The sequence below is a fragment of the Pseudogracilibacillus auburnensis genome (assembly GCF_003201975.1).
GTDB classification, from domain to species: Bacteria; Bacillota; Bacilli; order Bacillales; family Amphibacillaceae; genus Pseudogracilibacillus; species Pseudogracilibacillus auburnensis.
The window spans coordinates 213,113-227,452 of record NZ_QJJQ01000004.1 but is presented as its reverse complement, the minus strand read 5'-3'; the positions used below and the strand labels follow the sequence as shown (position 1 = coordinate 227,452).

The 14,340-nt window shown below is 34.4% G+C and carries 13 protein-coding genes, 1 pseudogene and 1 riboswitch; of the genes and pseudogenes, 8 read left to right on the top strand and 6 right to left on the bottom strand.

Annotated features, from left to right (window positions below):
• Positions 1-1,000 precede the first annotated feature (1,000 nt).
• Positions 1,001-1,282, top strand: coding sequence for a DUF4190 domain-containing protein (locus DFR56_RS07775; protein ID WP_110394877.1), 282 nt, complete (start codon positions 1,001-1,003; stop codon positions 1,280-1,282).
• Between the two features lie 209 nt (positions 1,283-1,491).
• Here DFR56_RS07775 and DFR56_RS07770 read toward each other — a convergent pair whose 3' ends face one another.
• On the bottom strand, positions 1,492-2,385 hold the full coding sequence (locus DFR56_RS07770) for a fumarylacetoacetate hydrolase family protein (RefSeq protein ID WP_110394876.1): 894 nt from the start codon (positions 2,383-2,385) through the stop codon (positions 1,492-1,494).
• Between the two features lie 235 nt (positions 2,386-2,620).
• On the opposite strand from DFR56_RS07770, the gene DFR56_RS07765 reads away from it, so the two are divergent.
• Entirely contained in the window at positions 2,621-3,505 is an 885-nt protein-coding gene (locus DFR56_RS07765) for a cation diffusion facilitator family transporter (RefSeq protein ID WP_110394875.1), read from the top strand.
• Between the two features lie 498 nt (positions 3,506-4,003).
• Here the strand turns inward: DFR56_RS07765 and DFR56_RS07760 are convergent, their stop codons facing one another.
• From DFR56_RS07760 to mgtE, 3 genes are all read right to left on the bottom strand, one after another.
• Positions 4,004-5,317 carry a magnesium transporter MgtE N-terminal domain-containing protein gene (locus DFR56_RS07760; protein ID WP_110394874.1) on the bottom strand — a complete coding sequence of 438 codons (1,314 nt, stop codon included), beginning with the start codon at positions 5,315-5,317 and terminating at the stop codon, positions 4,004-4,006.
• A gap of 223 nt (positions 5,318-5,540) precedes the next feature.
• A complete protein-coding gene (locus DFR56_RS23690; RefSeq protein ID WP_278250681.1) occupies positions 5,541-5,672 on the bottom strand; it encodes a hypothetical protein in 132 nt (43 codons plus the stop codon).
• 13 nt (positions 5,673-5,685) lie between these two features.
• The gene (gene mgtE, locus DFR56_RS07755) at positions 5,686-6,687 is read right to left on the bottom strand and encodes a magnesium transporter (RefSeq protein WP_110394873.1); all 1,002 of its coding nucleotides are present in this window, start codon (positions 6,685-6,687) and stop codon (positions 5,686-5,688) included.
• 253 nt (positions 6,688-6,940) lie between these two features.
• Positions 6,941-7,117, bottom strand: a riboswitch (M-box (ykoK) riboswitch).
• Between the two features lie 227 nt (positions 7,118-7,344).
• Here mgtE and DFR56_RS07750 point away from each other — a divergent pair.
• Positions 7,345-7,584 carry a hypothetical protein gene (locus tag DFR56_RS07750; protein WP_146214266.1) on the top strand — a complete coding sequence of 80 codons (240 nt, stop codon included), beginning with the start codon at positions 7,345-7,347 and terminating at the stop codon, positions 7,582-7,584.
• A gap of 4 nt (positions 7,585-7,588) precedes the next feature.
• Here the strand turns inward: DFR56_RS07750 and DFR56_RS07745 are convergent.
• Positions 7,589-7,828 (bottom strand): annotated as a pseudogene (locus tag DFR56_RS07745) (UPF0236 family transposase-like protein); the annotation flags it as partial.
• 629 nt (positions 7,829-8,457) lie between these two features.
• Here DFR56_RS07745 and DFR56_RS07740 point away from each other — a divergent pair.
• The 3 genes from DFR56_RS07740 (at position 8,458) to DFR56_RS07730 (ending at position 11,119) form a co-directional block, all read left to right on the top strand.
• On the top strand, positions 8,458-9,201 hold the full coding sequence (locus DFR56_RS07740; protein ID WP_110394870.1) for a metal ABC transporter ATP-binding protein: 744 nt from the start codon (positions 8,458-8,460) through the stop codon (positions 9,199-9,201).
• Entirely contained in the window at positions 9,201-10,061 is an 861-nt protein-coding gene (locus DFR56_RS07735; RefSeq protein WP_110394869.1) for a metal ABC transporter permease, read from the top strand. The genes DFR56_RS07740 and DFR56_RS07735 overlap by 1 nt, the downstream gene beginning before the upstream one ends.
• 62 nt (positions 10,062-10,123) lie before the next feature.
• Positions 10,124-11,119, top strand: coding sequence for a metal ABC transporter solute-binding protein, Zn/Mn family (locus tag DFR56_RS07730; protein WP_110394868.1), 996 nt, complete (start codon positions 10,124-10,126; stop codon positions 11,117-11,119).
• A 227-nt stretch (positions 11,120-11,346) separates the two neighbouring features.
• Here the strand turns inward: DFR56_RS07730 and DFR56_RS07725 are convergent, their stop codons facing one another.
• Positions 11,347-12,147: an alpha/beta fold hydrolase gene (locus DFR56_RS07725; RefSeq protein ID WP_110394867.1), complete on the bottom strand. Its 801-nt coding sequence runs from the start codon at positions 12,145-12,147 to the stop codon at positions 11,347-11,349.
• Between the two features lie 244 nt (positions 12,148-12,391).
• On the opposite strand from DFR56_RS07725, the gene DFR56_RS07720 reads away from it, so the two are divergent.
• Positions 12,392-12,838, top strand: a complete 447-nt coding sequence (locus tag DFR56_RS07720; RefSeq protein ID WP_244916458.1) for a MarR family winged helix-turn-helix transcriptional regulator — start codon at positions 12,392-12,394, stop codon at positions 12,836-12,838.
• 51 nt (positions 12,839-12,889) lie between these two features.
• Positions 12,890-14,107 (top strand): serine hydrolase domain-containing protein, encoded by a 1,218-nt coding sequence (locus tag DFR56_RS07715; protein ID WP_110394865.1) that lies wholly within the window; start codon positions 12,890-12,892, stop codon positions 14,105-14,107.
• Positions 14,108-14,340: the final 233 nt, after the last annotated feature.

Sequence of the window (14,340 nt, the reverse complement as noted above, 5' to 3'; positions counted from 1 at the left end):
AAATCATCAGTCACAAAGATGATCTAATCGTAAAACAACGACTTACCTAATTTACGCACTATCCTATTATTTTTTCGCGATCACACTAGATTTTTCCGCAGTTTCAGAAATATTTACGCACTTTGGTATAAAATTTCCGCAACAAGACCTATTTTACGCACTTTCCTATAATTTTTCCGCAATAGACTGCAAATTTCCGCACTTACAAAATAATATACCGTAATCAAATTGGCTGTTTTTACACATTTGATAAGTTTGGTCTGACCAACTTAGTTTGAAAAGTTCAATACCCTTTTTCAATCATTGCTACATAAACAAAGAAACAGTACATTCGCCTTCCTTAACTACAAATAGTATTTACGCACACATGAAGTTCTTCCTTAAAGTATCATTTACTCTAACAACAATATTATTCGTTTCTTGTCTTAATAACTGATCAAGTTCTTCTTCAAACGCTTCTTTATTCTCGTCGAGGGGCTCCAATGATTTTAATTTTCGTATGTTTGTTTATTTACCGTCCTCTTTCAAACGGAGGTTCAACATCAACTGTTGGAATCTTGCTTAAATCAACTTCTGTTTCCTTCCCTACTGTGTCTTTTCAGATAGAAATTTTCTTCCACTAGTTACTATGGTATCTTCTACTGTTAAAGATGCTTCTTCCATTTCTTTGCTTCATTATTTTTAATGATTCACAATCGGAAATAAATAATCATTAACAACTGTCGGTTCATCATTTGGTCACGTCATTATTGATTTAGACATGATGTTTCGTGCCTATTTTTCTTCATTACTTCTTACTTGTTTCCTTATGTTCTCATGACCATTCAGAAAAAAACCAAATTCCCTTTAGTTCTAACCTACTATTTAAAATTAAGCACTTTAACCTTATAATATGAATTATCATTACATCAAATGGAAACTAACGCTACATCGGTCATAGTAATTATTGCTTTGCACGGATGTGTCGATTGGGGTATGAATTTTGTTAAGGAGGGATCATATGGAAAACGAAGTGAAGACAAATAGTAATGCAATTCTTTCACTAGTACTTGGGGCTTTAGCCTTAACTATACCATTTGTCGGTTTTATTACTGGAATTATTGGAATCATTATTTCTCTAAAGGCTACAAAACAAATTAAGGCAACGAATGAAAATGGCCAGGGAGTAGCAACTGCTGGTTTAGTATGTAGTATTGTAGGTTTAGTTCTTCAACTTTTTGCTATCATTGCATTCTTACTTTTTATGTTACTCATTTTCGTTGATACGATGACTTATTATTAACCATTCGGAAGGATCTTTTTTCTAATTATTATTAAAAGGTTCATTGTATTTATGTAAAAAAGTTGACTTTTTTGTACAGCTATACTATGTTTCATTTATGCAAAAAAATTAACTCCTGTAAACTTGCTGAAATGATTTTAGTTTACATAAGGGAATTCAAACATGAAAAACCTCCCAGGGTATCCTGAGAGGTGATTTTTTTGCTTTGCTTAGAAAACATCTTCTACAAATGTGTTCGTCAATGCTCCTAACCTTTCCACTTCAACTGTCATTTTATCTCCCGGCTGTAAATAGACTCGTTCTTCCATTGGTCTACCTAAAATAACACCCTCTGGAGTACCTGTCATAATAAGATCACCAGGCGTTAATGTCATATATTTAGAAATATAACTAATCAGTTCTTCGCAGTTGAAAATCATATCAGCCGTGTTTGAATTTTGTCTCACTTCTCCATTTACCGTTGTCGTTATTTGTAAGTCATTTGGATTTTCAATCTCATCTTTTGTGACAATGTACGGCCCTACAGGTGCGAACCCATCATTCGTTTTACCAGTCATCCATTGTGAAGCTCTTTTTTGAATATCGCGAGCCGATAAATCATTTGTTGTACAATAGCCAAACACATAATCGAGTGCTTCTTCTTCACTCACATGTTTTGCCGTTTTACCGATTACTATACCAAGTTCGACTTCATGATCTAGTCGTTCTGTTGTTCGAGGGACAACAATTTCACTTAAATGGCCAGTTAACGCATTTTCAAACTTATTAAACAGGATTGGAATTTTAGGATAAGGAGATTTCGTTTCATCGGCATGTTTTTTATAATTAAGTCCTACACAAATTATTTTTTTCGGTCGTGTTACAGCTGGCTCCCATTTGATCTCTTCCTCATTTAGTACATAATCTTCCCTTATCTCAAGCCCTTCAATAAAGTGGCGTAAACGTTCAATTGCTTCAGAACCGCCCTCTATTACATTCATAATATCTGTTTCTATCTGTTCATCTGGAGATGCTTCTAGAGCTGCGGCCACATCAATTACCCCTGCTTCGACTTTCACTCCCAGTGTTTGTGTTCCATTTTTATTAAAAGTAAGTAACTTCATATGTATACCTCCTCTAATTTCTACCTACTTCATAGTGTAACAGGATTACCTTCATTTGACACGTAAGCCATTTTGCATGAAGAAACTTGATTTCGTTCAAACTAATGTGAGATTTTACTAAGGGAAAATTAGTTGCAAGATGCTTTTGATGTTCTTTATGTAAACAACGTTGCTATAGACCCACACGAGGTTCACCTGTTACGATAAATATATCGAATAGAAAGGGTTGACATTCATGCGAAAAAATTCACAGCCCATTATTGTCGCAACATGGATTGGAATCATTGTAAATCTTCTATTAACTATTTTAAAAGCTGTCGGCGGGGTTATTTCTGGTAGTCGGGCACTATTGGCAGATGCACTTCATTCAGCGTCAGATATTGTCGGTTCGATTGTCGTACTCTTCGCAGTAAAAATAGCGAACAAGCCACCTGATGAGGAACATCCATATGGCCACGGTAAAGCTGAAAATATTGCATCCATTATCGTAGCTTTGCTTTTAATTATCGTTGGTGTCGAAATAAGTATCTCATCGATCAAAGTCTTTTTTGGCGAAGTTCCACAAGCACCCGGAGCTCTAGCGTTAGTTATTTTAGCTCTGTCCATTTTGATAAAAGAAGTTTTATTTTACTATAAGCTTTGGTTAGGAAAAAAATATAAAAGTTCTGCACTAATCGCCGAAGCGTGGCATCATCGTTCTGATTCACTTTCTTCTATCGCCGCACTTATTGGGGTTGGTTTGGCCATTATAGGTGAACATTTTCACATTCCTTTTCTCGTTTATGGGGATGCTATCGCGGGGATTATTGTTTCCCTCATTGTCATTAAAGTCGGATACCATCTGATCCGGACATCTGCAACTATTATTTTAGAAAAGGTGCTGTCGAAAGACGAAGTTGAAGTGTATAAAAAAACTGTCTTAGCGATTGAAGGAGTAAGACGCATTGACCAGTTACTAGCAAGAACACATGGAAGCTATATTATCATCGATATTAAAATTAGTGTTGATCCAAATTTATCTGTTAAAAAAGGGCATGATATTGCAAGTGAAACAAAACGCACACTGATTGAAAAATACCAAGAAGTAGAAGATGTCCTAGTGCATATTAATCCTTACTAAATAAGATAGCCTCCCCTATCTGATTAAATAGAGGAGGCTATCTTATTTAGGGTCTGTTAAACAACTAAAATGCGTTCCATCCTACCGTTTTTTTCGCAAAATATGACATGCTTTCCTACGGACACAGCTTCAGTCTTCGATTCATAGAACACAGGACGTGCTGAGGCAAATTTCTACGTTGGGACGGGTAATCGCAATCCAAGTTGTTGCGACAAACGGTTTTCCATAGGGCAAGCGTAAGCGCAGTCCAGAGCTCTTAGCCCATGTACTAACTATGCTATTCCCGCTGAAGTCAGCCACTTTCGCTCAGCTAGAGTAGTCCATCGCATATGCAAGACTTTGTCGATAAAACGGCCTTGCACATCTATAACGTTAAGCATTGGTAAGTTTCTTTTTGGAAATACATTAAAAACGATGTTCTCGTGATTTTATGCATGACGTTATCTTTGCTCGTTAGCGCTTTAAAACTCCTATTTTCCCCTTTTAACATACTATTTTTCAAATATATTGAAACAATTTCATTGTAGCCGTAAAGCAAACAATAGATGTTAAGACTGTATTCATCGATACTACACGGTTTTTAGTACATTCATTTTTCTTACCCATAAAATAAGCGAGAAATACACCAGAAACTGTACTACTAAATATGGATAGAAATAAAGCGACACTAATTGCGATACTTAGCCTAGTTCCATTTGTTAAACTATAAACAATTATTCCCGAAAATATACTACATGATATAGTCATTACTAATCCTTTTAAGACCTCATTTTTTACAACAATATGATTGAAAATTGTATTACAATTTGCCTTATTTCTAAAGAAATCAAAAACAACATAGACTGCCTGGGTACCATATGCCCCTGCAATTCCTGCACATAACAAGCTAAATAGTAACAAGAGTGTTGTATTTTTCATCGTGAAATTGGCGTATGCTAATATGAAAAGAAAGCTAATATTCAAACAGATTAACATCGTGGATGCGCAAAGTTTTTTAAGAAAAGAATGATTAATCAATTTTCTTCGTTTCACTTCATTATAACTTTGCTGTATTTCTTTTAATCGGGTCATATCATTAACGATTACAACTCCTAAAAGTTCTTTATTCTTAGAGACTACAGGAATATAGGGTAAACTATACTCGTATACTATTTTCTCAATCATTTTATTATGTGTATCGGCTCGCACAGAAATGACCTGTTCTTTCATTAGTAATTTCAATGTTTGCTCACTTGATGCAATCAGTAAACTACGTAAAGATATTACTCCTATTAATCTATTCCATTCGGAAACTACATATATATAATAAATTGTCTCGATTCTTTTCCCTTGTTTTTTTATATGGTTCAATACCTTCTCAACTGTTTCATTTGGACTAGCTGTAATAAAGTCCATGGTCATTATGGAACCAGCCATGTGCTCATCATATGAAAGCATTGATTTTATTTTACGAACTTTTGACTTTCTCATAAAAGCGATGTAATAATCGCTATCTTGTTGATCTAACTTTCTTAAAAAGCGGACGAGATCATGTAGTTGCAGATGGTTTAACATTCGGCCAACATATCTTTCGTCTAACTCCGTCATGATCTTTTTTTGCTTTTCGCTATTTACTTTAATAAAAAGATAAGAAAACTCTTCTGGCTCAATCATCATATAAAAAAGCTTGCGATCGTCTAATTTTAATTCATTGAAAAATGCTAGTCGATGAATTAAATGACATTGAAAAAATGTCGATCTAAACTTTGGATGATCGTCTCCTTGTAAATAAAGCATTAAATAAGCATGACATTCCTCCCATTTTCGATTCATTTCTTTCACCTACCTATTTTTCTTTTTAAAAGACACCCTTTTCTTCCATAAGGTATCTTTTAAAAGGTCTTTTATAAAATGATATCTGTTGGGGTAGGAAAATACCCCAACTACTACGCCCCGACTCGCCGGGGGCGATCCGCGCCACAAAAGTTAATTGTTGTTCTTTAAATACTTAGTATATTGATAGTTTTAATTGATTTTTAAAAATAAATAAATGAATTTATTTTCTCACCTTAAGTTGTGCCATTGTTTCATGAATTTTCAGCTCCAGTTGATGAATACGTTGATTCATGCGATAAACGATCGGAATAAAACCGATCAAGATAATCATAACGATCATAAACCATTCCATAAGTTTCATCCCCTTATAGGTTTAAAAACCAAGCAGCAATTCCAAAGTAGATTAATACCCCGACAATATCACAAAGAGATGTAATTAATGGAGCACTTGCCGTTGCTGGGTCTAATTTTAACTTTTTAAAGATAAATGGTAATGACATCCCAACAACACTTCCGACGACAACAATAAGCGCCATCGTTAATGCAACGACAATTGCAATGTCTACCCCGCCTCTTACAACTCCTACAACGGATACGGCTAACGCCATGGTGAAACCCATAGCGGCTGCGACAGTTATTTCCTTTGTAAACATCTTAAACCAGTCTCTTATTTTAACATCACCAATCGCCATTGCACGAATGACGAGTGTAGCGGACTGAGAACCAGCATTTCCACCACTATCAACTAATAGAGGTAGGAAAAATACAAGCGCGATGTTTGCTTCAATTATATCTTCAAAATGTGCAATCCCAGCACCAGAAAAAACGTTCATAAAAACGAGTATCACTAACCAAACAATTCTTTTTCGATATAGTAAACCGACAGTGGCATCCATTAATCCACCTTCTAAAGCCGGCGGTGCGGTTGTAACTGATGCCATTTTATGAATATCTTCTGTAGCTTCTTGTTGCATGACATCTAAAATATCTTCTACATGAACAACACCAAGAATTACATTTTGGCGATTTACGACTGGAATCGAAACAAGATCTGTATCTTGGAAAATTCTTGCTACCTTTTCTTGATCTTTGTCTGCCGTAAATGTACTTAATTTTTTTACCATTACTTCTGTGACAGGCTTTGAACCATTTGCACTTAATAATTCACGAATCGATAGTGCACCAACTAATCCATCAAACTCATTAATAATATATAAATAATGAATATTTTTCATCTCTCCTACTGTTTCGCGTAGATGCATAATCGCCTCATCAACCGTAGATGTAGTTTGGATGGTAATAAACTCTTTTTTCATTAACGATCCGGCTGTTTCTGCTTCAATTACTCCATTGCCATTATAACGCATATGCGTGGACCTCCTTTTAGTCGTCCACTCCCGATCCGATGAAGGGAAGTGGTTGTTTCATCAAATTTTTATACAATTGCCAAGATACATTTCTTATTTTCGCCCTGGGGGAACTGTCCATATTCCCATCACCTCCAGCTATTATGTTTGAGCTTGGAAAAGATCGTTGCGCAACATCTTATGCTCATTTTTGCTAAAAACAAAAAACACCCCTCAACGAAGAAGGGTGTATATCTTATAATAGACATCACTAAATGATCCTCCTTCGTTGAGTTTTAGCACTATATGGCATGGATACGAGAATATTTCTCTCACCGGCTACATTAGAAACGACCTTATGTCGATCGTTCCTGCTGACCCATTGGTGTCTCTCGACGTTTCTGGGCAGTAGCTTACCTCCATATAGGAGCCTCACCTAACGAGGAAAAATATGTTTTTTTTTAGCATAATTACTAATATACCAGTAAAATGATCATTCTGTCAAATGTTTAAAGAGAAAAATGAAATATGCTAAAAATCAATAAGTAACTTTCAGTTAAATTGAACTGTTATCACAACATATTCATATAAATGTGCACTAGCGTTGCATTAATTAGTTCTGTCAATTCAAAATAATAAGAACGCTAATAAGGTTTTTATGCAAAAAAATCCTTTACAATGGAAGTACGGGTGATTCCCTGTCCAAATATAGTAAAGAATACCGCATATGGACTAATGTTACTTGCTCAACGGTTTGATCGAATGACAGACGATGGTTATTTCTTTGTATTAAGACTGAATAAAAATGCCGTCATTCGTGAAGAAGAAACTTTTTCTTTACCGAAAGATTCTACTGTTTTAGATAGCCTAGAAGCTTCTCTTATTGCATTTGCTTGCCTGACGGTAGACACCCCGTGACTGTTTAGTTCAATCGTTCATCCTGCACAACAGGACTTATGCCTTTTGTGCCATCAAAAGCAAGATGTTGATCTAATAAGTAAACGTACTGTCCCGTCTCCCTGTCCTGATAATAATTTCGTTTTAGTTCAACCGATCCAAAGACAGATTCAAATTGCAATGGTCTTTGTCTTTTAAATAAATCCTTTTTATCCCTTCCCAAAGCAATTGCCTCATCTAGTTCTAACAACGTTTTAGCCATTACTTGGGAGACCTCTTTCTTGTAGTAGTTGTAGTAAACTTAACTATACAAAAGAAGATCCTTTTATCATGCAAAACAAATTATGCTTCCTACCGCGCTTTGCTTGGTTGCCTCATTTTTTGGTTTCAAGTCTTTCGACTTAAACTCCAAAAATGAGGTATATGTTCTTCCATAAACATTTTAATCTAACTGAAATTAAGATCGATTTTTTAAAATAACTCACTTAACATTGAACTAATTTATCCTCATATGTATATAGATAAAATAGAAAATATTTTACATTTCTAAACAAATATATTACGATAAATACAGCTAATCTTGCATGAGGTAAAAAATTTAGTTCTAAGTGAAGTATTATATTTATATAAACATTTGTGAGAAGGTGAAATATTGAATGATACGATTGATATTCTTAACTGCACACGTTGTATAAATGGAATGTCTCAGTTCACAAGGATATGATTCAAACAATGAAACACTAATGCATAATTATATTTAATATAAAATGCAAAAATGATTTACAAACTGTCAAAAATATAATAATATGTATATATAAATGTTGCACTAGGTAAAAATTTTAACGTATTACAAATATATATATAAATAAAAACATTTGTGAGAAGGTGAAATAATTGAAAGGTACAATTGATGTAAAGAATTTAAGTGTTTCTTACTACGGTAATGAGGTTGTAAGGGACGTATCGTTTTCTTTCAAAACAGGTAATTTGATCGGGATTGTTGGACCAAATGGTGCTGGTAAATCAACGATGATGAAGGCGGCGTTAGGCTTAATCCCTAAAGATAGCGGTACTGTTGTAATTTGCGATCAACCAATTCATAACCTCCGTAAAAAAATTGCCTACGTACCGCAAAGAAGCAACATCGATTGGGATTTCCCGATCATTGTGAAAGACACCGTTTTACTTGGGACATTTCCGAATCTAGGTTTATTTAAACGACCTAAGAAAGAAGAGAAAGAGTTGGCTGCTCAATGTCTAGAAAAAGTCGGTATGCAAGAATTCAGTAATAGACAAATAGCTGAATTGTCAGGAGGACAGCAACAACGTGTTTTTTTAGCACGAGCTTTAGCACAAAAAGCTGATTTCTTTTTCTTAGACGAACCCTTTGTAGGGATCGACGTTGCAAGTGAAGAAATCATTATAAATATTTTAAAAGATTTACGTAATGCGGGAAAAACTATTTTTGTCGTACACCATGATTTATCTAAAGTAGAAAACTATTTTGATGATCTGATTCTTATCAATAAAGAATTATATGGAGCTGGACCTGTCCAACAAGTATTCCAGACAGAAAATATGGAACGTTGCTTTAAAATGAAGCTTGCATTGTCTCAAGGTCTGGGGGTAGGGGTATAGTGGATTTTTTTCAAGATTTAATAACGTATGAATTTCTACAAAAAGCTTTTATTACTTCCATTATGGTAGGAATTATATGTGGTGTTATTGGTAGTTTTATCGTATTACGTGGTATGGCCTTAATGGGAGATGCCATTTCCCATGCGGTTCTGCCAGGTGTCGCCATTTCCTATATGCTCGGAATCAATTTCTTCTATGGAGCAGTTGTGACAGGTGTTTTAACTGCGCTAGGTATTGGAGTGATAAGTCAAAATAGTCGTATCAAAAATGATTCTTCGATTGGCTTAGTTTTTTCTGCCATGTTTGCTCTCGGGATCGTATTAATTACGGCAGCACAAAGTGCAACAGATTTAACTCAAATATTATTTGGTAACGTCTTATCCGTGCGTACATCTGATATGGTCATTACGTTAATTGTTGGTGCGATTGTCTTGTTAGCTGTATTAATTTTTTATAAGGAATTACTTGTTTCAAGTTTTGATGAAACAATGGCAGCTGCTTACGGCTTAAAGGTCAGATTCATTCATTATGGAATTATGGTTTTATTAACGTTAGTAACGGTTGCATCTTTACAAACAGTCGGCGTTGTTCTAGTTGTGTCCATGTTAATAACTCCGGCATCCACCGCCTATTTATTAACGAACCGATTATCAACGATGATCTTTTTAGCTGCTTTTTTCGGAGCAGCCTCGTCGATCATTGGGCTTTATTTTAGTTTTCTTTATAACTTGCCTTCTGGGCCAATCATTGTATTAGCAACAACAGCAATATTCATTCTTGTATTTCTCTTTTCACCGAAACAAGGCGTGTTTTGGAGAATAATTCAAAAAAACAAACGCAAAATTGCGATCGAAAAATAATAGCTTTTGTATGTGAAAAGTTGAAAAATATATTAATTATATCAAAGGAGAGTAAGGGAATAATGAGAAATATTTTTAGGTTTATTTTTGTAGCAAGTTTTGCATTACTTATACTTGCAGCTTGTGGAGGGAACAATGACGCTTCAAATAAGGAGCAAGATATATCAGAAAATAATGACGTATCGACTGAGTCAACAGAAACAGAAAATAATGGTGATAAATTACAAGTTGTTTCTTCTTTTACCATTATTACAGATATGGTAAAAGAAGTCGGTGGAGATAAAGTTGAAGTTCATAACCTAGTACCAACAGGAACAGACCCTCATGAATATGAACCTTTACCAGAAGATATCAAAAAAGCAACGGATGCAGATATTTTATTCTATAACGGAATGAACTTAGAAGGTGGAAAAGAAGGATGGTTTTTCAAACTGATTGATTCTGTTGGTCAAGATGAGTCAAAAGTCTTCAGTTTAACAGAACAGGTGGAGCCGATGTACCTTCAAGATGAGGCTACAAGGGAAGAAGAGATAAACCCTCATTCATTCATCGATCCAGTTGTCGGAATTCGTATGGTAGAAGATATGCGTGATGCTTTTGTTGAGGTAGACCCTGACAACAAAGAGTATTATGAAGAACAAGCTGAAGCATACTTAGAAAGATTACATGCAATTGATCAGGATTATGAACAAAAATTAGGGGAACTACCTGAAGAAAACAAAATTTTAGTAACGAGTGAATGTGCGTTCCAATATATGCTTGATCGATATGGATTGGAAGAGGAATGTATTTGGAGGGTAGACACGGAAGAAAATGGTTCACCTGAACAAATTAAATCATTGGTTGAATACATTCAAGTAAACAATGTACCTATTTTATTCATTGAATCAAACGTAGATGAACGTCCGATGGAAACAGTTTCTAAAGAGTCTGGAGTTGATATTTATGAAAAACCTATTTACTCAGATGAAATTGGAAATCCTGGTGAAGAAGTCGATACGTATGTAAAATATTTAAACTACAATATCGATATTATCACTGATGGACTCAGCAATTAAAAAAATAGTTTAGAGATTTTCCGGTAACTTTGACATCTCTCTCTTTTATTTGCCGGGAAATTTCTAATAATAATGGGGTCAAGACTATAACTTGACTCCCATTTCTTTTTTTATTACTGAAAGTTTATTAACTTGTTGTTGGTCATACTTTATCTTTTAAAATTAAATTGAATTCCCCTTGAAATTCTTGCTAATTTTCAAGAAAGAAATCCAAATACTTGTATTGTTCAAATAAACCTAAGAATTGATTCAGTCAACTTTTCAGGACATTCTTCCATTAACACATGACCAAAACCCTCATATTTTTCGACTGAAATATTCGGTAGTTCCTTTTCGTAAGCTCTAAATACATGTTGTGGAACTAGCTTATCATTCGTCCCATAAATTAATAATACGCGTAAAGATAATTGGCAAACCTTACTTGAAATGACGCCTGTATCATCATCTGCCAATGTTTTCGTAATGATATAAGGCATATTAGGATCAGAATAAGGTTTTGTCCAACCAGCTAATAAATCCGGTGTAAGTGTTTCAATTGGGAGACCAAGCATTCGCGACATCATCTTTGGCTTCGGTGGTCGTCTTAACATGCCTTTAAACATGCCATTTAGCAAACCTCGTTTTGCAATATATTTAGTAAATGAATGAACCCCTTTGCGAAAACCATCAGGGGCAATGAGTGTCAAGTCTTCTACCAGTTCTGGTGCTTTTAATGCAACATGAACAGAGACCTCTCCACCCATTGAATGTCCTATTAAATGGACAGATGAAAGATTTAATTTCCGTAGAACTTCTATCACTCTTTGGGCATGCGCCTCTTTACTATAACAAGCATTAACTGGCTTATCACTTTCACCATAACCGAGTAAATCCAATGCATATACTGAATAATTTTCAGACAATGTAGCAACTATATTTCTCCAACAAAAGTGATAAGATGCAGTTCCATGAATGAGAACAATAGGAGGTCCTTCCCCTTTTATGGATACATATATATTATTTTCTCCTACAGTAACATATTGCTCCATTATATCGCTCCTTTACCTGTGAAAATTTTTGCTTTTATTAATTAATTCCATCTTTCTATTGTCATGATTATCTCATACTTGCAATCTATTTAATGGAGTTTTTAATAAAGAAATTGACTCTTTTGTGACAAAGAAAGCCATTTATTTTGCTAAAAACGACAACTTTTTCATTTAAAGATTTATATATTTGTTGATCTTATTCCATAAATCTTTTAATATGTTAGTTATCTAACTCATTAAAAGGGTGGTTTTTTTGGATCTTTATAAGCATGTAAAACAAATAAACGAGGCAGATTATTTAATGAATCGGTTAATTTATAAACATTACAGAAAATATCTAGCTAGTTCGATCACTACACAACAGGCAGTTTTGTTAGATATAGTCTATTTTGCTAAAAAAGTAACCGTTGGTGAAATAGCTAGAGAAATGCATATTAGTTCTAGTGCGGTGAGCCAACTTATCGCAAAAATGGAAAAAAAGCATTTTATCCAGCGTTCGATCAATTCTTTAAATCGTCGTGAAGTGTATATTACACTGGATAAAAAAGGGCTGGAATATTTCGAAAAACAAGAACATGTCGAACGAGCCGTAGCAAATCGATTATTTTCTAAATTAACATCTTCCGAATTAAAAGAGTTGGAGAGAATTACAAAAAAGCTAGAGAGAATTGCAATAAAGGAATTTAAGTAATCCTCTCACGACAAATATGTTAGTTATCTAATATGATAAGGAGCATAAAATATGATAAATAATATAAAAGCTACATTAAAAAGACAATCATTTCATGGTGCAATTTATGTGGAAAATAGCAATCATTTTATTGCGGATTTACAATTCGGGTATCAAGACATTAACCATTCTATACCTATTACAGAGAAGACGTTATTTAATATTGCATCGTTAAGTAAGATGTATACAGCTGTTCTCCTTTTACAGCTTGTGGAAAAAAAACAGGTTGGTCTTAATGATACATTAAACACTTGGTTTAGGTCGAATACGTTTAAAGATGTAACTATTGAACAATTGCTTTCACATACATCAGGTATTCCTGAATATACAGGTAACAAGCAAATTAAAAATATAGAAGATATTTTACAGATAGCCGAACCTGATTTTCTTGCGGGTGAAGGATGGTTTTATTCGAATACAAACTATGTATTGCTAGCTAAAATAATTGAAAAGGAAACAGGGCTTTCTTATGAGGAATGTTTACAAAAAATGATTGCATTACCTCTCGACCTTCACTATACAACAACTAATCCTAATTATGAGTATATTGCTGTTGGTAAATTATTCGATTATCGATTCAATAAATTTATTCCATTAAAAGATGACCCTATTTTTAAACAGATTGATATGCATGATTTTTATGGAGATGGGGAAATTTACTCTACCGCAAAAGAAATCGCTCAATTTTTAAAAGGTTTTATTCAGGGTAAGTTGATACCCCATAAACTGTTAAAACTTGCTTTAACCCCATCCATGTTTAATAAAAATTATGGTTATGGATTTGTTATCGGAGAAGATTCATTTGGTCATACCGGTAGTTGGCCAGGTTATTCAGCATATTGCCATTACTCTTTTAATGAGGAAAAATTGATCGTCCTTTTAACAAATGAAGAAATAAACCCTGAATATGAACAACAAATAGTAACCTATTTACATCAGCCTAGCAATAGTGATGAGATTTTTGCACCAAAACATCCTAAGATCATCCACTTAAACGATCATAAAAAGATGGAAGGTACTTATGAGCTAGTTGATGAATATAAAACACGTTTTACGATTAGACGCGCAATGGACTATTTTATTATTTCTTTTGAGAATCAGCATGATACGAATCTATTTAAAATCACCCCTACTCTCTATTGGATACGAAATACGATGAGCTATATCAATATAGAGGAAAATATGTTTATAGATGAGGGGATAAAGGTACCTTTTATTAAAAAATCGTGAATTTTCACTTATAACATTTCATGATAATCTGTGACAAAATGCGGCGGACATGATGTAAGGAGATTACGGAGCGAACGTCAAAGGCGAAGTGTTTCGCGGAATTGTGGAGAATGGGACATGTGGCGAACTCCATTGAGCATAAGTTTCATGAAATTGTGGATAAAGTGGTACGTCACACTCTCCCGTATGCAAGGAATTTCTAGAAATACATTAAAAAAACTATCTCAAAAAAT

Bases quoted from the DNA above. Each gene is read 5' to 3' on its own strand.
- DFR56_RS07760 (WP_110394874.1), bottom strand. From the start codon at position 5,317: ATGAATCGAAAATGGGAGGAATGTCATGCTTATTTAATGCTTTATTTA.
- DFR56_RS07715 (WP_110394865.1), top strand. From the start codon at position 12,890: ATGATAAATAATATAAAAGCTACATTAAAAAGACAATCATTTCATGGT.
- DFR56_RS07730 (WP_110394868.1), top strand. From the start codon at position 10,124: ATGAGAAATATTTTTAGGTTTATTTTTGTAGCAAGTTTTGCATTACTT.
- mgtE (WP_110394873.1), bottom strand. From the start codon at position 6,687: ATGCGTTATAATGGCAATGGAGTAATTGAAGCAGAAACAGCCGGATCG.
- DFR56_RS07725 (WP_110394867.1), bottom strand. From the start codon at position 12,147: ATGGAGCAATATGTTACTGTAGGAGAAAATAATATATATGTATCCATA.
- DFR56_RS07770 (WP_110394876.1), bottom strand. From the start codon at position 2,385: ATGAAGTTACTTACTTTTAATAAAAATGGAACACAAACACTGGGAGTG.
- DFR56_RS07765 (WP_110394875.1), top strand. From the start codon at position 2,621: ATGCGAAAAAATTCACAGCCCATTATTGTCGCAACATGGATTGGAATC.
- DFR56_RS07775 (WP_110394877.1), top strand. From the start codon at position 1,001: ATGGAAAACGAAGTGAAGACAAATAGTAATGCAATTCTTTCACTAGTA.
- DFR56_RS07750 (WP_146214266.1), top strand. From the start codon at position 7,345: ATGGAAGTACGGGTGATTCCCTGTCCAAATATAGTAAAGAATACCGCA.
- DFR56_RS23690 (WP_278250681.1), bottom strand. From the start codon at position 5,672: ATGGAATGGTTTATGATCGTTATGATTATCTTGATCGGTTTTATTCCG.